At 70.9% G+C, this 17,970-nt stretch carries 14 protein-coding genes; 9 read left to right on the forward strand and 5 right to left on the reverse strand.

Annotated elements, in window-relative coordinates:
* Nucleotides 1–2: 2 nt before the first annotated feature.
* Nucleotides 3–770: a class I SAM-dependent methyltransferase gene (locus tag I4Q55_RS25400; RefSeq protein ID WP_206791082.1), complete on the forward strand. Its 768-nt coding sequence runs from the start codon at nt 3–5 to the stop codon at nt 768–770.
* A 61-nt stretch (nt 771–831) separates the two neighbouring features.
* On the opposite strand, the gene surE is transcribed toward I4Q55_RS25400, so the two are convergent.
* The 3 genes from surE to I4Q55_RS25415 are packed head-to-tail and all read right to left on the reverse strand — an operon-like array spanning nt 832 to nt 4,450.
* On the reverse strand, nt 832–1,806 hold the full coding sequence (surE, locus tag I4Q55_RS25405) for a 5'/3'-nucleotidase SurE (RefSeq protein WP_206791083.1): 975 nt from the start codon (nt 1,804–1,806) through the stop codon (nt 832–834).
* Nucleotides 1,807–1,822: 16 nt separating this feature from the next.
* The gene (locus tag I4Q55_RS25410) at nt 1,823–2,974 is read right to left on the reverse strand and encodes a glycosyltransferase (RefSeq protein ID WP_206791084.1); all 1,152 of its coding nucleotides are present in this window, start codon (nt 2,972–2,974) and stop codon (nt 1,823–1,825) included.
* A 51-nt stretch (nt 2,975–3,025) separates the two neighbouring features.
* Nucleotides 3,026–4,450: an NDP-hexose 2,3-dehydratase family protein gene (locus I4Q55_RS25415; RefSeq protein WP_206791085.1), complete on the reverse strand. Its 1,425-nt coding sequence runs from the start codon at nt 4,448–4,450 to the stop codon at nt 3,026–3,028.
* A 252-nt stretch (nt 4,451–4,702) separates the two neighbouring features.
* Between I4Q55_RS25415 and I4Q55_RS25420 the strand changes: the two genes are divergently transcribed.
* From I4Q55_RS25420 to I4Q55_RS25430, 3 genes are all read left to right on the forward strand, one after another.
* Nucleotides 4,703–5,869, forward strand: a complete 1,167-nt coding sequence (locus tag I4Q55_RS25420; RefSeq protein ID WP_206791086.1) for a cytochrome P450 — start codon at nt 4,703–4,705, stop codon at nt 5,867–5,869.
* A gap of 127 nt (nt 5,870–5,996) precedes the next feature.
* A complete protein-coding gene (locus tag I4Q55_RS25425; RefSeq protein ID WP_206791087.1) occupies nt 5,997–7,262 on the forward strand; it encodes a cytochrome P450 in 1,266 nt (421 codons plus the stop codon).
* A 39-nt stretch (nt 7,263–7,301) separates the two neighbouring features.
* The gene (locus tag I4Q55_RS25430; protein WP_206791089.1) at nt 7,302–8,897 is read left to right on the forward strand and encodes an acyl-CoA carboxylase subunit beta; all 1,596 of its coding nucleotides are present in this window, start codon (nt 7,302–7,304) and stop codon (nt 8,895–8,897) included.
* A gap of 51 nt (nt 8,898–8,948) precedes the next feature.
* On the opposite strand, the gene I4Q55_RS25435 is transcribed toward I4Q55_RS25430, so the two are convergent.
* Nucleotides 8,949–10,853 (reverse strand): multicopper oxidase family protein, encoded by a 1,905-nt coding sequence (locus I4Q55_RS25435; RefSeq protein ID WP_242546731.1) that lies wholly within the window; start codon nt 10,851–10,853, stop codon nt 8,949–8,951.
* 257 nt (nt 10,854–11,110) lie between these two features.
* On the opposite strand from I4Q55_RS25435, the gene I4Q55_RS25440 reads away from it, so the two are divergent.
* The 5 genes from I4Q55_RS25440 (at nt 11,111) to I4Q55_RS25460 (ending at nt 17,735) form a co-directional block, all read left to right on the forward strand.
* Nucleotides 11,111–12,880 carry an ABC transporter ATP-binding protein gene (locus I4Q55_RS25440; RefSeq protein ID WP_307793297.1) on the forward strand — a complete coding sequence of 590 codons (1,770 nt, stop codon included), beginning with the start codon at nt 11,111–11,113 and terminating at the stop codon, nt 12,878–12,880.
* Nucleotides 12,880–14,664, forward strand: coding sequence for an ABC transporter ATP-binding protein (locus I4Q55_RS25445; protein WP_206791090.1), 1,785 nt, complete (start codon nt 12,880–12,882; stop codon nt 14,662–14,664). Before I4Q55_RS25440 ends, I4Q55_RS25445 begins: the two co-directional genes overlap by 1 nt.
* Before the next feature lie 67 nt (nt 14,665–14,731).
* Nucleotides 14,732–16,309 (forward strand): methylmalonyl-CoA mutase family protein, encoded by a 1,578-nt coding sequence (locus I4Q55_RS25450; RefSeq protein WP_242546676.1) that lies wholly within the window; start codon nt 14,732–14,734, stop codon nt 16,307–16,309.
* Nucleotides 16,309–16,704, forward strand: coding sequence for a cobalamin B12-binding domain-containing protein (locus I4Q55_RS25455; protein ID WP_206791091.1), 396 nt, complete (start codon nt 16,309–16,311; stop codon nt 16,702–16,704). The genes I4Q55_RS25450 and I4Q55_RS25455 overlap by 1 nt, the downstream gene beginning before the upstream one ends.
* The gene (locus I4Q55_RS25460; protein WP_206791092.1) at nt 16,701–17,735 is read left to right on the forward strand and encodes a CaiB/BaiF CoA-transferase family protein; all 1,035 of its coding nucleotides are present in this window, start codon (nt 16,701–16,703) and stop codon (nt 17,733–17,735) included. Before I4Q55_RS25455 ends, I4Q55_RS25460 begins: the two co-directional genes overlap by 4 nt.
* 18 nt (nt 17,736–17,753) lie before the next feature.
* Here I4Q55_RS25460 and I4Q55_RS25465 read toward each other — a convergent pair.
* Nucleotides 17,754–17,970: transposase family protein (locus tag I4Q55_RS25465; protein WP_242546677.1), on the reverse strand; the 217-nt coding region annotated here is incomplete at its 5' end.

The raw sequence follows: 17,970 nt of genomic DNA on the forward strand, positions 1-17,970 counted from the left end.
TGATGTCGGAACACAAGAACCCGCGAACCCTGCCGCACGAGTCGCCGCTGGAGAAGGAGGTCCGGGAGCGGCTCACGAAGCTGCTGACCGAGACGCCGATGCCACCGGTGTACCTGATCGACAACCTCCCGGTGTACCTGCGGCGCCACCAGCTGGCGGACCTGCTGACGATGGACGCGCTCTACCGCGAGCTGGTCGACCTCCCCGGCGTGATCATGGAGTTCGGCGTCCTGCACGGCCGGCACCTGGCCACGTTGGCGGCGCTGCGCGGCATCCACGAGCCGTACAACTCCTTCCGCCGCATCATCGGGTTCGACACGTTCACCGGCTTCCCGGACCTCAACGAGATCGACGAGGTGAGCCCGAGCGCGGCGGTCGGCCGGTTCGCGGTCCCCGAGGACGAGGTGGACCACCTGCGCGAGGTCCTGGCGGCCCACGAAGCCGGCGACCCGGTTTCGCACGTCCAGCGCACGTTCGTGGTGCAGGGTGACGTCCGCGAGACGGTGCCCCGGTACCTGGCGGAGAACCCCGAGACGGTGATCGGGATGGCGTTCTTCGACCTGGACCTGTACGAGCCGACCCGTGACGTGTTCGAGGCGATCCGCCCGCACCTGGCCCGCGGCAGCATCCTGGCGTTCGACGAACTGGGCCACCCCCGCTGGCCGGGTGTCACGACGGCACTGCGTGAGACGCTGGGGCTGGAGAACCTGAAGCTGCGCCAGCTGCCGCACCGCGAGCAGCCGGTGATCTACGCCAAGTGGGGCGAATAGCCGCCGAAACGCCGGAAGGGCGCGCCGCGATCGCTCGCGGCGCGCCCTTCCGGCGTTGGCCTCAGCGGGTCGAAGACTCCGGGTAAGTACGGTTCACGTCCACCGCCGAAACGCTCACATACCCGTCCAGCAACGCCTTCGTGTCGCTGCCGGGTTCGAGCACCGGCGGCGGCGTCACCGCGTTGTACCCGACCTGGTACGTCCCATCGCCGTTCGGCGTGTACGCCACGCGCCCCTGCACCACGCGGCCCACCGACGTCCAGCGCACCGGCGACGGCCCCGCGCCCGGCTGGACGTCCGGCTGGTTGACGTTCACCAGCGCCATGTCCCGCGCGAACGTCCACGTCCGCGGCGAAGCGAGCAGCCGGACCACGACGTCGGCCGCGGCCGCGTACGTGTCGTTCGACGGCGGTGGCGTGACCTGCGTTCCCGCGCTGACCGCCACCGCCGGCACGCCGCGTTCGACCGCGACCGTGGCCGCGCCGATCGTGCCCGAGCCGTTGACCGCGATGTCCGTGTTCGGACCCGCGTTGATGCCCGACACGACCAGGTCCGGACCGCCGGTCCAGCCGAGGCGCTGCGGGAGCACGCCCGTCAACGCGATGTCGACCGAATCCGCCGGCGTGACCGACGGGCTGTCCGCCACGCACGGGGCCGTGCCCTGGCAGACGCCCAGCACCAGCCCGTGGCCGGGGGCGTTCGCGCAGTCGGCGGCGAACTCGGCGGGCACCGCCAGTGGCGGGGCGACGGCCACGAAGGGCGCCCCCGACACCGACCGGCTCTTCCCGCTCTGCTGCGCCCACGGCCCGACGACGGCGACGTCGGCCCCGGCCCGGCACAGGGCCTGGCGGAGCACGTACAGCCCGCGCCCGTCGGATCCGTTGGCCTTCGCGGCCTGCACGCCGTCGTCGTTGACCAGCACGACCTTCTTGCCGGCCAGCGAAACCCCGTCTTCCCGCGTTTCGGCCTGCGCGGGTACCGCCACCGCCGTGACCACCGCCGCGGCGGCCGCGACCCGCAGAACCTTGGACAGCATCGTCCTCCTCTTCCGATCAGTTGTGTGCGTGGACGAGCCATTCGATGCGCCGGACCACTTCGGACGGCAGGGGCAGCGCGGCGATCTCCCGGGCCAGCCCGGCCGCGGCGGCAGCGTAACGGGGATCGGAGATGATCTCCTGGCACTTTTCCGCGATCGCCTCGGTGGTGGCTTCCTCGTGCGTGAGCATCAGGGCCGCACCGGCCTCGACGAGCCGGCGGGCCATGTCCACCTGCCGGAACTGCCCGGCGTCGGGCAGCAGCACCTGCGGCACGCCGAAGCTCAGCGCCGTCATCATCGTGCTGCCGCCGCTCTGGTGCACCAGGACGTCGCAGGTGGGGGCGAGGATGTCGAGCGGGATCCAGCCCACCTCGACGTTCTTGTCGTCCAGGCGTTCCCGCAGGGTCGGGACGGCCTCCTCGGGCACCGCCACCGCCGCCTCCACGTCGAGCGTGGCGACGTTCTTGACGATGCCCTGGACGAAGTCGTACTGGTGGTAGTCGGCCACGCCGGTCCCGACGGTGATGCCGACCCGCTTGTCCGCGCCCTTGGTGTACATCCACGGTTCCAGCCGGCACTGCGTGTTGCCGGCGATCCACCGCAGCATCTGCCCGTGCTTCGAGCCCGGCTCCCGCAGGCTCGGCGGCATGACCTCGATCAGCAGGTCGGGCTCGGGCAGCGCGGTCAGCCCCAGGTCCGCCAGTTCCGGCTGCAGCTGGGCCGTCGCGCCGGCGTCGAACAGCTTCGGGTCGTGGATGTCCCACGCCTGCCGCACGTACGGGACGCCGAGCCGGGCGGCCAGCAGGGGAGCGCCGTAGGCCAGCATGCCGCCGATGACGACGTCCGGGCGCCAGCTTTCGGCGAACGCCACGAGCCTGTCCATGGGCATGGTCTCGATCACCGCGAACAACCGGCCCGCCCAGTGCTCGCGTTCGAGGGCGTCGGCCGGCACCTCCGGCAGCCCCGAGTCGGCGCGGATCTGCTCGCGGGTCAGGTTCGGCTGCATGACCGGCACCGCGGGCAGCCCGGCCCCGGCGATCGCCGGGACGAGGTCGTCGGCGGCCGCGGTCACCATCACCTCGTGCCCCGCGTGCCGCAGGGCCGTGGCGAGCGAAACGTGGGCGAAGAACGTCGACGGGGTGATCCCGGCGAGCACGATGACCTTCAAGTGTCCTCCTGGCTACGATCTGTCCTCAGTGGACGACGGGGGTGGCGGCGCTCACCACAGCGTGTGCAGGCCCGTCAGCAGGCTGCGCGCCTCGACGTTGAAGTAGTTGCTGTACCGCACCAGGTTCGTGGCCTGCCGCGCGGTCATCCAGATGAAGTCCGGCGGCACCTCGACCGGGAAGTCGTCGCCCACTTCGGCGACCACGTACCGGTTCTCCGCGTGGTGGAAGCGGCCGCCCTCCTCCGAGTGCACGACGTCGTGCTTGATCGCGCCGGGCGGGGCGTCCAGCACCTGCCGCAGGTACCGCGGCGGCTCGGCGCCCTCGTAGTTCTCCGGCGTGCAGTGCACGGTCGGGGCCATCTCGATGACGTCGAAGGTGCCCGCCTGGGTGCGGGCCTGGACGAGCACGTGCAGCACGCCGCCGATCCGCTTGGCCAGGAAGGCGAGCAGCCCGCGGCCGACCGGCGCCAGCATCGGCTGCGTCCAGTGCGCCACCTCGCGGTTGCTCGCCTGGACGTCGACGCCGATGACCGAGAAGTACCGGCCTTGTTCGTGGCTGATGTGCTTGTCCGTGGCGGACCAGCCGTCCACCTGGTTGAGCGGGATCCGCTGCTGGTCCAGGGTGTGCTTGGTCTTGGCCTCGGTGAACCAGCTGAGCACCGACGGCAGCTCGTGCAGCGCGCCCTTGCGCTCGGCCAGTGACCGCAGGAGCGCGCCGCGGAACGAGTCCTCGTCGAGGATCGACGGCCGGTCGACCGGCGCGGCGAACGGGATGCCCGAAAGCACCGTCCGCGAGTCCATGTTGACCAGGTTGTCGACGTGCAGCAGCTCGTGCAGCTGCGCCAGCGTCAGCCAGCAGAAGTCCTCGAGCACCGGGATGTCGTCGGTGACCTCGATGACCATGTTGCGGTTGCGCTTGTGCAGGAACCACGCGCCCTGCTCGGACTGCAGCACGTCGACCAGCACCCGGCCGCGCCACGGGGCCGTGAAGTACTCCAGGTACGGGATCGGCTTTCCCTTGTGCACCCGGGTGTAGTTGCTGCGGGTCGCCTGCAGCGTGGGGGAGAGCTGGGTCAGGTTGACGTTGCCCGGCTCCATCTTGGCCTGCATCAGGCAGTGCAGGACGCCGTTGAACTCCTTGACGAGGATGCCGAGGATGCCGGTTTCCGGCTGCCGGATGATCGGCTGCGTCCAGTGCGCGCGCTCGCTGTGGTCGGTGTGCACCGCCAGGCCTTCGACCGCGAAGAACCGGCCGCTGTCGTGGACGAGGTTCCCGCTGTCCGGCTGGAAGCGCCAGCCGGCGAGCTCGCCGAACGGGACCTGGGTGACCTGGTAGCTGTTGGCCGCCTGGCGTTCGGCGAACCATTCGTGGAACGCCGGTGTCGGCACCACCACGCGGTCGTGCGTGTTGGCCGACTCGGTGAACCGGCGCAGCAGGTCGTCGTCGGTCGTGGTCAGCAGCCCGGCAGTGGACATCGGCGCGCGCCCTCTTTTCCTTCGACCGTGGGATCAAGCCGCTGTCGGCCCGCATGAGTCGTCCGTAGGCTAGGGCGGCCTTCTCCGGCCGGGCATCCCTCGTTCTGATAGCGGCGGCCGGAATCCCGCCGGCGTGGGTGGTTCCGGCCGGTTGCGGAGGGCGAACGACCAGCCTTGGGGATTCCCGGTGACCCGCGGCCGGAGTAAGCACGTAGCTGGCCGAGCAACGACCGCGCGAACCTAGGGAGACCGGTGTTCGAGACACACGAGCAGCACGTCTGGATGCGCGGGGAAGTGCCGCCCGCGAAGGTACGGTACGACGAGGAAACGCGTATCCACCACGTGTACGGGTACGACGACGCGCTGGCGGTCATGATGGATCCGGCGACGTTCTCCAGCAATTCCCAGCGGTTGATGCCGAGCAAGTTCAAGTTCGCGACGGAACTGACCGACGGCAACATGGTGCGGCTCGATCCCCCGGAGCACACCCAGCTGCGCAGCATCGTCAACCGCGGGTTCACCCCGCGGATGATCGAAAACCTGGACGGGCGCATCGAGTCGCTGACCCACGAGCTGCTGGACGAGGCCGAAGACGGCGACCGGATGGACCTGGTGGAGGCGCTCGCCTACCCGCTGCCGGTGATCGTGATCGCCGAGATGCTCGGCGTGCCGGGCTCGGACCGGGTCTGGTTCAAGCAGCTCATGACCAAGCACCTGAACAGCGACAAGGACGCGCTGGAGGACGTGGCGGCCGCGATGGAACAGCGGGTCGCCGACATCCAGCAGCTGCGGGCGTACCTGGCCGAGCACACCGCCGAACGCCGGCGCACCCCGCGCGAGGACCTGCTGACCGCGCTGGTCCAGGCCGAGGTGGACGGCGACCGGCTCACCGACGCCCAGGTGGTCAACTTCGCCAACCTGCTGCTGATCGCCGGGCACGTCACCACCGCGTCGATGCTCGCCAACACCGTGCTGGCGTTGGACATCAACCCGGTGCAGGCCAAGCGGATCCGCGAGGACCGCGAGCTGGTGCCGGGCGCGATCGAGGAGTCGCTGCGGATGTACCCGCCGTTCCAGCGCATCATCCGCGCGACGATGACCGACACGGAGCTCAGCGGGCACAAGATCCCGAAGGACCGCCTGGTTTCGGTGTGGATCGGCGCGGCCAACCGCGAGGAACGCGTTTTCGCCGATCCGCACACGTTCGACCCGACCCGCGACTACAAGCTGCACCTGTCGTGGGGGCACGGCGTGCACTTCTGCCTGGGCACGCCGCTGAGCCGGCTGGAGGGCCGGATCGCGCAGAACATCCTGTTCGACCGCTACCCGGAACTGCGCACCGATCCGGAACGGCCGCCGGTTTCCCAGCCCTCACCCGATTTCACCGGCCTGCAGTCGCTGCCGGTCATCCTCCGCTAGCCATCGCCTGCCCTATCAGGTTGGGGGATGTTCGCCGGGGGCCGGCTCCCTATGTTCGGAAACGGGCCTCGGCGCGTTCCGGCCCCGGGCCGGCGAATCGCCCGCATTCCGACTCGAGGAGAGGTTCATGACGAGCACCGCCGAGACTTCGGCCGAAAAGGTGGATCTGTTCGCCCCCGACGTGATCGCCGACCCGTGGGGCGCGCACGCTCGGGTGCGTGAGGCGCCGACCCTGCAGATCGGCGGGTTCATGGGCGGGCCGCCGATGTTCCTGGCCGCCCGCTACGAGCACGTGAAGAGCGTCCTCACCGACCCGCGGTTCCTCACCAACCCGCCCGAGGACGCGGACATCGAGGACATCCGCAACGGCGTGTTCCAGCACCTGGAGATGCCGGAGGAGCTGATCCCCTGGCTGAAGAACCTCATCAACGCCTCCGACGGCGACGACCACGCCCGGTTGCGCAAGCTGGTGTCCTACGCGCTCACGAACCACCGGGTGAGCAAGTTCCGGCCCCGCGTCGAGGAAATCGCCGCGAAGCTGCTCGACGACCTGGCCGAGGCCACCAAGGACGGCTCGCCCATCGACCTCGTCCAGGCGTACTGCTACCCGCTGCCGATCCAGGTGATCTGCGAGCTGGTCGGCGTCGACGTCGAGGACCGCCCGATCTGGAAGACCTGGAGCGACGCGATGGCGACGCTCGACGGCAAGCGGCTGCCGGACGCGGTGCGCGCGGCCCTCGACGGCGCTCGCGCGCTGATCGCGCGCCGCCGCGCGGAGCCGAAGGACGACCTCGTCACCGCGCTCGTCCAGGCGCAGACGAAGGACCCCGGCATCGTCACCGACGACGAGCTGGTCGGGATCCTGTTCAGCCTGGTCACCGCCGGGCACCAGACGACCACCTACCTGATCGGCAACTCGGTGCTCGCCCTGCTGGAGCACCCCGACCAGCTCGCGCGGCTGAAGGCGGACCCGTCGATGTGGGCGCAGGCCGTGCGCGAGCTGCAGCGCCTCGGCCCGATCCAGTTCGGGCAGCCGCGGTTCGGCACCGAGGACATCGAGCTGGGCGGCGTGCTGATCCCGCGCGGGATGCCCGTCGTCCCGATGATCATGGGCGCGAACAGCGACCCGCGGAAGTTCCCCGAGCCGGAGAAGCTGATCGTCGACCGGCTGAGCGTCGGCAGCGAAAGCCACCTCGGGTTCGGCAAGGGCATCCACCGATGCCTCGGCCAGCACGTCGCCTACCTCGAGGCGGAGGTGGCGCTGCGCGGCCTGTTCACCCGGTTCCCGGACCTGTCGCTGGCCGTGCCGCGCGAGGAGGTCCCGTGGATCCTGCGGCCCGGGTTCACCCGGACCAAGGACCTCCCGGTGCTGCTCGGTACGCCGTCGTCCTGAAGCCGCGACCTCGAGGGCGCCCTGTTCTGAGGAGGCATCATGGAATCCGGACCGGGCGGCGGCTTCGCCGCGCCGACCACCACCGCCGACCGGCTCAAGGAACTGCGCCGCCGCACCGAAGAGGTGGTGGCGCACGGCTCCGCGCGGGCGGCCGAGCGCCAGCACCCGCGCGGCAGGCTGACCGCGCGGGAGCGCATCGACCTGCTGCTCGACCCCGGTTCGTTCGTGGAGCTCGACGCGTTCGTCCGGCACCGGTCGGTCAACTTCGGCCTGGAGCACAACCGGCCGCCGGGCGACGGCGTCGTCACCGGGTACGGCGAGGTGGACGGCCGGCCGGTCTGCGTGTACAGCCAGGACGCCAGCGTCTTCGGCGGCTCGCTGGGCGAGGCGCACGGCAGCAAGATCGTCAAGGTGATGGACCTGGCGGTCAAGACCGGGCGGCCGATCGTCGGCATCAACGACGGGGCCGGCGGCCGGTTGCAGGAAGGCGTCGTCGCGCAGGCGATCTACGGCGAGATCTTCCGCCGCAACGTGCGCACGTCGGGCATCGTGCCGCAGATTTCGCTCATCCTCGGGTCGTGTGCCGGCGGCGCCTGCTACTCGCCCGCGCTGACCGACTTCGTCGTGATGGTCGACGGCAACTCGCACATGTTCCTCACCGGCCCGGACGTCATCCGCGGCGCGACCGGGGAACAGGTGGGCATGGAGGAGCTGAGCGGCGGCCTGACCAACAACACGCGCTCGGGCAACGCGCACTACCTCGGGGCCAGCGACGAGGACGCGATCGGTTACGTGCAGCAGCTGCTGTCGTACCTGCCCTCCAACAACCTCGCCGACCCGCCCGCCTTCGCGCCCGGCGGCGTGTCCGCGCGCGCCGCCGACCTCGACACCCTGGTGCCGAACCTGGCGACGCAGCCCTATGACATGCGGGAAGTCCTGCGCGCGGTGGTCGACGAAGGCGAGCTCGACGAGGTGCAGGAGCTGTACGCGCCGAACGTCATCGTCGGCTTCGCCCGGATCGAGGGGCAGAGCGTCGGGATCGTGGCCAACCAGCCGCTGCAGCTGGCCGGGTGCCTCGACATCAACGCGTCCGAAAAGGCCGCCCGGTTCGTGCGCACCTGCGACGCGTTCAACGTCCCGGTGGTCACCTTCGTCGACGTGCCCGGCTTCCTGCCCGGCACCGAGCAGGAGTGGAACGGCATCATCCGGCGTGGCGCCAAGCTCATCTACGCCTACGCCGAGGCGTCGATCCCGCTGGTCACCGTGGTGATCCGGAAGGCGTACGGCGGCGCCTACGACGTCATGGGCTCCAAGCACCTCGGGGCCGACCTCAACTTCGCCTGGCCCACGGCGCAGATCGCGGTCATGGGCGCCAGCAACGCGACCGACGTGCTGTACCGCAAGACGATCGCCGAGGCCGCCCGCCAGTCCGCCGACGTGGAGGCGCTGCGCGCCAAGCTGGCCAGGGAGTACGAGGAAACCCTGCTGACGCCGTACCTGGCCGCCGAGCACGGTTACGTCGACGCCGTCATCGAGCCCGCGCAGACCCGGGAGTACGTGGCCACCGCGCTGAAGAGCCTCCGGGGCAAGCGGGACCTGCGGCTGCCGCGCAAGCACGGCAACATCCCGCTCTGAACATTGGTGACTCCGGCCGGGCGGGACTTTCCCGCCCGGCCGGAGCCGCCGTCAGTGCCCGCCGTGCGTCGTCGCCTGCTGTCCACTGTGGACGCCGACGTGCGGGTGCATGTGGAGCCGGGCGATCTCCGGCGGGTGGACGACGAACGGGCGCATCATGCCCATGTCCTCGTGTTCGAGGATGTGGCAGTGGTACATGAACTCGCCGCTGGCGCCGTCGAACCGGCCGGCCACGGTGATCCATTCCCCCTGGCGCGCCTGGAAGGTGTCCTTCCAGCCCTCTTCCCACTTCTCGATCGCCGGCCCCGGGTTCGGCGCCGGCAGCGGCCGGCTGGTGCCGCCCACCGGGACGTCGAACGCTGTCAGGTCGGTCCACGTCGTCCGCGCCAGCAGCTGCAGGTGCGTCATGTGGATGTGCATCGGGTGCGGCGACCCGCCGAGCTGCAGGAAGTGCCACACCGCCCAGCGCCCGCGGTGGATGAAGATCGTCCGCGTTTCGTCGAACAGGCCGGCGACCTTCTTGAACGTCCGGACGTTCCCCGAGGCCGGGTCGGTGACCTGGATGATCCCGGTGGCCGGGAACTGCGCCGGCAGCTCGGCCGGGTCGGTGATCTCCCGCAGCTCCCACATCGTCGGATCCGGTTCCCCGGCCACGGTTCCGGGCAGCAGCGCCACGTAGATCTCGTCGTGGTCGGCCGGCACGGTGGTGCCGGACGCGAGCCGCACGTAGGACTTCGACAGCCGCGGAGGCAGTACGACCGGTTCGCGCCGGGCCTTTGACGCGACGCGGAACTCCATGATGTCCGGTTCGCCGACGCTGCCGGTGTTGGACAGCCGCAGGCGCTGGCCCGGGAACCGGCTGAAGTCGATCAGCAGGTCGACGCGCTCGGCCGGGCTGATGGTCAGGCCGCCCGCCGGCATCGCCACCGGCGCGGGCAGCAGGCCCCCGTCGGTGCCCGCGATGCGGATCGCGTCGTTGTGCAGGACGCCCGCCTCGTCGATCAGGTCGAGGCGGAAGAACCGCGAGTTCGCCGCGTTGAGCACCCGGAAGCGGTACAGGTCCCCGGCCACGTCGAGGTGCGGCCAGATGACCCCGTTGACGAGCTGGAAGGGACCGGTGACCGGAGCCGTCGTCCCGGTCGCCGGCACGTACGGCAGCTTGTACAGCAGCCGGCCGGTGAGCGCGCCGGTGGCCGGGTCGGTGTCGAGGTTGCGGTCGCTGATGATCAGCGGGATCTCCCGCTCGCCGCGCGGCAGCCCGGCCGCGTCCTCTTCGGCGTCGCGGATCAGGTACATGCCCGCCAGGCCGGAGTAGACGGTGAACCGCGTGACGGCCATCGCGTGGTCGTGGTACCAGAGCGCCATCGCCGCCTGGCGGTTCGGGTACTCGGTCAGCTGCGCGTCCCCCGGCGGGACGGCGTTGTGCGCCCAGCCGTCGTTGTGGGCGCCCGTCACCGCGCCGTGCAAGTGGACCACGTTCCACGGCGGGATGTCGGCGACGCCGTCGTACAGCTGGACACCGGAAGGCAGGCTGCCGTCCGGGTTGCGGTAGCCGGGGGTGTACGCGGGCGACGGTCGCGCGAACGGCACGCGCGCCGCCACCAGCGGGATCGGACCGGTCAGCTCGTTGCTCCACGCGACGCGCACGCGTTTCCCGCTGCGCGCTTCGATGGTCGGGCCGGGGAACGACCCTTCGAAGGTCCACAGTGCCGTTTCGGGCAGCTGGGAATGCAGCTTCACCCGCGCGTTCGTCAGCCGCACGGTGATCAGGTCCTGCTGCGGCCGCAGCACCGGCGGGATCCGCAGCGGGTCGAGGAACTTGGTCAAGCCGAAATTCGGGGCCCCAGGCCCGAGCGGCAGGGCGTCCTGCGCCGCCGCCGCTTCGGGTGCGCCCGAGCCGGACAGGCTCGGGCCGAACAGGTTCACGCCCACCACCAGACCCGCCGAGCCGAGCATGGCGGAGGTGAGGAACGTCCGGCGGCCGACCGAGTCGTCGGGCTCGCCGTTCACGTCATCCAACGGATAAGCATCGTTCACGGGGGGCATCATCAGCCACCGGATGCCCGATTTGCCAGGGTAATACTGATCGGTGAACCGGAACTACCAATGTTGGTAGTGGCCCGGTGCCGCGGTGTCCGAAATCCTGGCCGGGCGCAGGGTTTCGCACGCTGACTGGAGGGCTGCACCGCCGTGGACCTGGCTAGAGTTGCGCCGTGACCGCACCCGCCGAACCGGCGTCGCCGCCCTCTTCGTTGCTTGCCCTCCTGAAACCCCGGCTCGGCCGCTACCGCCGTCAGCTCGTCGTGATCGTCGTGCTGCAGCTGGCGCAGGCCGTGGCGTTGCTGTACTTGCCGACGCTCAACGCCGACGTCGTGGACTACGGCGTGCTGACCGGCAACACCGGGTACATCCTCGGGCACGGCGGGATCATGCTGGCCGCCACGCTGGCGCAGATCGCCTGCGCGGGCGGCGCGGTGTTCCTGGGCGCGCGTGTCGCGATGGGACTGGGCGCGGACCTGCGGACGGCGCTGTTCGACCGCGTGGCGGGCTTTTCCGCGCGGGAGCTGGCCCGGTTCGGCCCGTCTTCGCTGCTGACCCGCAGCACCAACGACGTCCAGCAGGTGCAGCTGATCCTCTACACCACGCTGGCGATCCTGCTGACCGCGCCGTTCGTCGGGATCGGCGGCGTGGTGCTGGCCGTGCGGCAGGACGCGCCGTCCTCGCTGGTCCTGCTGGTGGCGGTGCCGGTCGGGGCGGTGACGATCGGGTTGCTGATCCGGCAGATGGTGCCGGCGTCCCGGCTGCTGCAGCGGTTCGTGGACGCGGTCAACCGCGTGATGCGCGAGCAGATCACCGGTATCCGGGTGATCCGGGCGTTCGTCCGGGACGAGAACGAGCGCCGCCGGTTCGCCGAGGCGAACACCGACCTGATGGGCGTGGGCATCCGGCTCGGCCGGGTGCAGGCGTTCTTCGGCGCGACTTCGCTGTTCATCTCCAACGTGGCCGCGGTCGCGGTGCTGGCCATCGGCGGGCACCGGGTCGTCGACGGCTCGCTCCAGCTCGGCACGCTGATCGCGTTCCTGACCTACCTGACGCTGACCCTGGGCGCGGTGACGCAGGGGCTGAGCGTCTTCATGATGGCGCCGCGGGCGAAGGTGAGCGCCGGGCGCATCGCCGAGGTGCTGGCCACCGAGCCGAGCATCGGCGAGCCCGCCGAGCCGGTGACCGTCGAGAAGTGGCACGGGAACCTGGAGCTCGACAACGTCACGTTCGGCTACCCGGGCGCCGAGGTGCCCGTCCTGCGCGGGGTGAGCCTGGCCGCCCGGCCCGGCCGGACCACCGCGATCATCGGCTCGACCGGCAGCGGCAAGACGACGCTGATCAACGTGCTGGCGCGGCTGCTCGATGTGGACGAAGGCGCGGTGCGCATCGACGGCGTCGACGTCCGCGAGGTCTCCAGGCGCGACCTGTCCGCACAGATCGGGCTGGTGCCGCAGCGGGCCTACCTGTTCGCCGGGACGGTCGCGGACAACCTGCGCCACGGCAACCCGGCCGCGGACGAGGCGCAGCTGTGGCACGCGCTCGAGGTCGCGCAGGCCGCCGAGTTCGTCCGGGCCATGCCCGACGGGCTCGAAACGGTGATCGGGCAGGGCGGCACCACGGTGTCCGGCGGGCAGCGGCAGCGGCTGGCGATCGCCAGGGTGCTGCTGGCCCGGCCCCGGATCTACCTGTTCGACGACGCGTTTTCCGCATTGGACAACACCACCGAGGTGGCGGTGCGCAGCGCGCTGGCCCGCGAAATCGGGGACGCCACCCAGGTGATCGTCGCCCAGCGCGTGTCCACCATCCGCGCCGCGGAGACCATCGTGGTGCTCGAAGCCGGCCGGGTCGAGGCCACCGGCACCCACGAGGAACTGCTGGCCACCAGCGCCACTTACGCGCAGATCGTCGACTCGCAGCTGACCGTCGGGGAGGCGGCCTGATGACCACCGCGAAGCCGGCGGCCGGCCGCGGCACCGCACTGCGGCTGCTCGGCACCATGCGCCCGGACTGGGCGCGGATCACCGCCATGGCCCTGCTGGCCATCGTCGGCAACGCCACCCTGGTCACCATCCCGTCGCTGCTCGGCGACGCCACCGACGCCATCGTGGCCGGCATCCGCGGCGGCGGCGTCGACTTCGGCGCGGTCAACCGGTTCCTGCTGTGGGCGGGTGTGCTGGCCGTGCTGTCCGGGGCGAGCACCGTCGCCCAGGGCAGGCTGACCGCCACCGTGGTGCAGCGGATGGCGTACCGGCTGCGTGAACGGACCAACGTGACGCTGTCCCGGCTGCCGCTGTCCTACTTCGACACCCGGTCCCGCGGCGACCTGCTGTCCCGGACCACCAACGACATCGACAACGTCTCGCAGTCCGTGCAGCAGACGGCCAGTCTCCTGCTGACGTCGGTGTTCCTGTTCATCGGGTCGCTGGTGATGATGCTGCGCATCTCGCTGCTGCTGACCGTGGTCGCGCTGGTCGTGCTCCCGGTGACGCTGTGGGCCGCCAAGGCGCTCGCCCGCCGCGCGAAGCCGCAGTTCGCGCGGCAGTGGAAGGCCACCGGAACGCTCGGCGGCCACCTCGAAGACGTCTACACCGGGCACGACCTGGTCACCGCGTTCGGCCGCTGGGGCCAGGCCCGGGAGAAGTTCGCCGCGTACAACGACGACGTGCGCGACGCCGGCGCCGAAGCCCAGTTCCGGTCCGGGCTGGTCGCCCCGGCGCTGACCTTCCTCGGCAACGTCGGGTTCGTGCTGATCGCGGTGGTCGGCGGCGTGCGCGTCGCGGGCGGCGCGCTGACCATCGGCTCGCTCCAGGCGTTCATCCAGTACGTCCTGCGGTTCAACCAGCCGATCTCGCTGATCGCGTCGCTGATCGGCCCGATCCAGTCGGCGCTCGCCTCGGCCGAGCGGGTCTTCGAGCTGCACGACGCCGAGCCCCAGCGGCCCGACCCGGCCCACCCCCAGCGCCCGGCGACCATCACCGGCCGGGTCGTCTTCACCGACGTCTCGTTCCGCTACGTCCCGGACCGGCCGCTGATCGACGACCTGTCCCTGACTGTCCAACCGGGACAGACGGTGGCGATCGTCGGGCCCACCGGCGCCGGCAAGACGACGCTGGTCAACCTCCTGCTGCGGTTCTACGACACGGACGCGGGCACGATCGCCGTCGACGGCGTGGACATCACGGACATGACCCGCGACGACCTCCGCCGCCGGATCGGCATGGTCCTCCAGGACACCTGGCTGTACGGGGGCACCATCGCCGACAACATCGCCTACGGACGGCCCGGCGCGACCCGCGAGGAGATCGTCGCGGCGGCGACCGCGGTGCACGCGGACCACCTGATCCGCACGCTCCCGGAGGGGTACGACACGGTCCTCGACTCCGAAGCCGACGGCCTTTCGGCGGGGGAGCGCCAGCTGATCACGATCGCCAGGGCGTTCCTGGTGGAACCGGCGATCCTGGTCCTCGACGAGGCGACCAGCGCGGTGGACACTCGCACCGAGATGCTGGTGCAGCAGGGTCTCGCGGCGCTGCGCGAGGGACGGACGAGCTTCGTGATCGCCCACCGCCTGTCGACGATCCGCGACGCGGACGTGATCCTGGTGATGGAGGCGGGCAGCATCGTCGAGCAGGGCAGCCACCAGGAGCTGATCGAGGCGGGCGGCGCGTACGCGCGGCTGCACGCGGCGCAGTTCTCGGCGGCCCCGGCGGCGTCCGACGTCTGACGGTCGGGGTGGAACTACCAACCATTGGTATGGGGCCGGGAGGCCGCCTCTCCTAGCGTGGTGATCGATGAGCGACAGCATGCGCACCCCGTCCGGCATCCCGGTGCGGGCGGTCTACGGGCCGGCGGACCGGAAGGCCGATCCGCCCGATCCCGGCGCGTTCCCGTTCACGCGCGGGAACTTCGCCACCGGCTACCGCAAGAAGCTGTGGACCTTCCGGCAGTACTCCGGGTTCGGCACCGCCGAAGAGTCGAACCGCCGGTACCGCTACCTGCTCAGCCAGGGCGGCACCGGCCTGTCGGTCGCGCTCGACCTGCCCACCCAGTGCGGGTACGACTCCGATGACCCGGAATTCGGCGAGGAGGTCGGCCGGGTCGGCGTCGCCGTCGACACGCTCGCCGACGCGGAGGTGCTGTTCGCCGGGATCCCGCTGGACCGGATCAGCACCAGCTTCACCATCAACGGCACCGCCGCGATCCTGCTGGCCTTCTACGTCGCCGCCGCCGAACGGGCCGGGGTTTCGCGGGAGAAGCTGACCGGCACCATCCAGAACGACATCCTCAAGGAGTACGCCTCCCGCGGCACCTGGATCTGGCCGCCGGAGCCGTCGCTGCGCCTGATCGCCGACACCATCGAGTTCTGCGCGGCCGAGGTGCCGAAGTTCAACGCCATTTCCGTCGCCGGCGCGCACTTCCGGGACGCCGGGGCGACCGCCGTCCAGGAGATGGCCTTCACCCTCGCCGACGGCGTCACCTACTGCGACACCGTGCTGGCCCGCGGCCGGATGACGATCGACGAGTTCGCCCCGCAGATCTCCTTCTTCTTCTACACCCACGGCGACTTCTTCGAGGAGATCGCCAAGTACCGGGCCGGCCGCCGGCGCTGGGCGACGATCGTCCGCGAGCGGTACGGCGCCAAGACGGACAAGGCGGCGATGTTCCGTTTCGGCTGCGTCGCCGGGGGCGCCTCGCTGTACGCGCCGCAAGCGCGGAACAACACGGTCCGCGTGGCTTACGAGGCCATGGCGTCCGTGCTCGGCGGGGTGCAGTCGATGTTCACCGCCGCCTGGGACGAGCCGTTCGCGCTGCCCAGTGAGGAGTCGGCGACGCTCGCACTGAGGACGCAGCAGATCCTCGCGCACGAGACCGGCGTGGCCCGCGTCGTGGACCCGCTCGGCGGCTCCTACTTCGTGGAGGCCCTCACCGACGCCACCGAGGAACGCGTCATCGAGATCATGGCGGACCTCGAGGCGCACGGCGGAATGGTCCAGGCCATCGAGGACGGCTACCTCCAGGGCCTGATCGCCGACGAGGCCTACCGGCTGCACCGGGACGTCGAGGCGGGCGAGCGCCCGGTGGTCGGGGTCAACCGGTTCATGTCGGCCGAGGAACCGCCCGAGATCGCGATGTACGAACTCGACGCCGAAGGCCGGGAACTGCAGCTGAAGCGCCTGGCGCGGGTGAAGGCGGAGCGTGACGGCACGGCCGTGCGCGCGACCCTCGCCGCCCTGGCGAAGACCGCGGAAGGCGACGGGAACCTGATGGGACCGCTGATCGACTGCGCCGGAGCCTATTGCACGGTCGGCGAGATCGTCGCCGAGCTCAAGCGGGTCTGGGGCGAGTTCCGGCAGCCGGTGGTGTTCTGATGCCGGCCAGGGTGCTGATCGCCAAGCCGGGCCTCGACGGCCACGACCGCGGCGCGAAGATCGTCGCGCGCACCCTGCGGGACGCCGGGTTCGAGGTGATCTTCACCGGGATCCGCAAGCGGATCGAGGAGATCGTGACGATGGCGGTGCAGGAGGACGTCGCCGTGGTCGGGCTGAGCATCCTGTCCGGCGCGCACCTTTCCCTGACCACCCGCACGGTCGACGCGCTGCGGGCCGCCGGCGCCGGCGACATCGCGGTGATCGTCGGCGGCACGATCCCGCCGTCGGACGTCCCCAAGCTGACGGCGGCGGGCGCGGCCGCGGTCTTCCCGACCGGGACGGCGCTGGACGTGCTGGTCACCGAGGTCGGCAAGCTGACGGCGAGCCCCCGGTGACCGACGGCCCGCTCGCGGGCATCCGCGTGCTCGAGGCCGGGCACATCCTCGCGGGCCCGTACGCCACGATGCTGCTGGCCGACCTGGGCGCCGAGGTCATCAAGATCGAGCCGCCGACCGGCGACCTGTCGCGGCAGGTGAGTGACGCCTACTTCGCCAGCATCAACCGGAACAAGCGCAGTCTCTGCCTCGACCTCACGACCGCGGCCGGCCGGCGGCGCCTGGGCGAGCTGGCCGCGGAGTCCCACGCCCTGCTGGTCAACCTGAAGCCGTCGGTGATCCACCGCCTCGGCCTCACGTACGACTCGCTGCGCCGCTGGAACGAGCGGATAGTCTGCGTCGCGATCACCGGCTACGGCCTGGACGCGGGCGACGAGCCCGCCTTCGACTACGTCGTCCAGGCGGCGACGGGGGTGGCCGCGCTCACCGGCGACCCCGCCGGACCACCCACCCTGCCGGGCTATTCGGCGGCGGACAACTCCGCCGGGCTGGCCGCCGCGCTCGGCCTGCTGGCCCAGATCGTCTCCGGCCGGGGTGGCCAGGTCGAGGTGACGCTGCGGGACGTGATGCTGTCCCAGCTCAACTACCGAGCCTCGGCGTACCTCAACGAGGGAACCGAGCCACGCCGCCTGCCGTCCGGCGCACACTCGTTCTACGTGCCGGCCCAGCTCTTCCCCACGGCCGAGGGCCACTTGGCGCTGTTCATCACGCACGACGGGTTCTGGAAGTCGTTCGCCACGGAGGCGGCCATCGCGGGCTTCGAGACGATGCCCGAGCGCGTGGCCCGGCGGGACGAGGTGCTGGCGGTGGTGTCCGAGACACTCGCAACGGACACGGCGAAGTCCTGGGAGGCCCGCCTGCGCCCGCTGGGCGTGCCGGCCGCGGCGGTGCGGACACTGCCGGAGGCACTGGCCGCGACACCGGAGGCCATCGTGACGGCGGGGGACTTCCGGCTGGTGGGCAGCCCGGTCCGGGTGGCGGGGTACGAGCCGGAGCACCGGCCGCCGCCGCGGCTGGGCGAGTACGCCTAACGCCCCAATGAGGTTTTCTCAGTAGCGGCCGTGGTGTTCGTGGTGGGTGAGGACGAGGGCGGCTTGGACGATGTGGCCGATGCGGTGGGGGCAGAGGGTGATGCGGTTCAATGCCTGCCAGCGGGTTTTGAGGATGGCCATGGCGCGTTCACCCAGGGCCCGGGCTCGGGCGTGCAGCATGTTGTGGACCCGTTGCCGGGCGTTGAGGGGTGGTTGACCTGCGGTTTTCTTGAAC

This window comes from Amycolatopsis sp. MtRt-6, from assembly GCF_017308975.1.
Lineage (GTDB): Bacteria > Actinomycetota > Actinomycetes > Mycobacteriales > Pseudonocardiaceae > Amycolatopsis.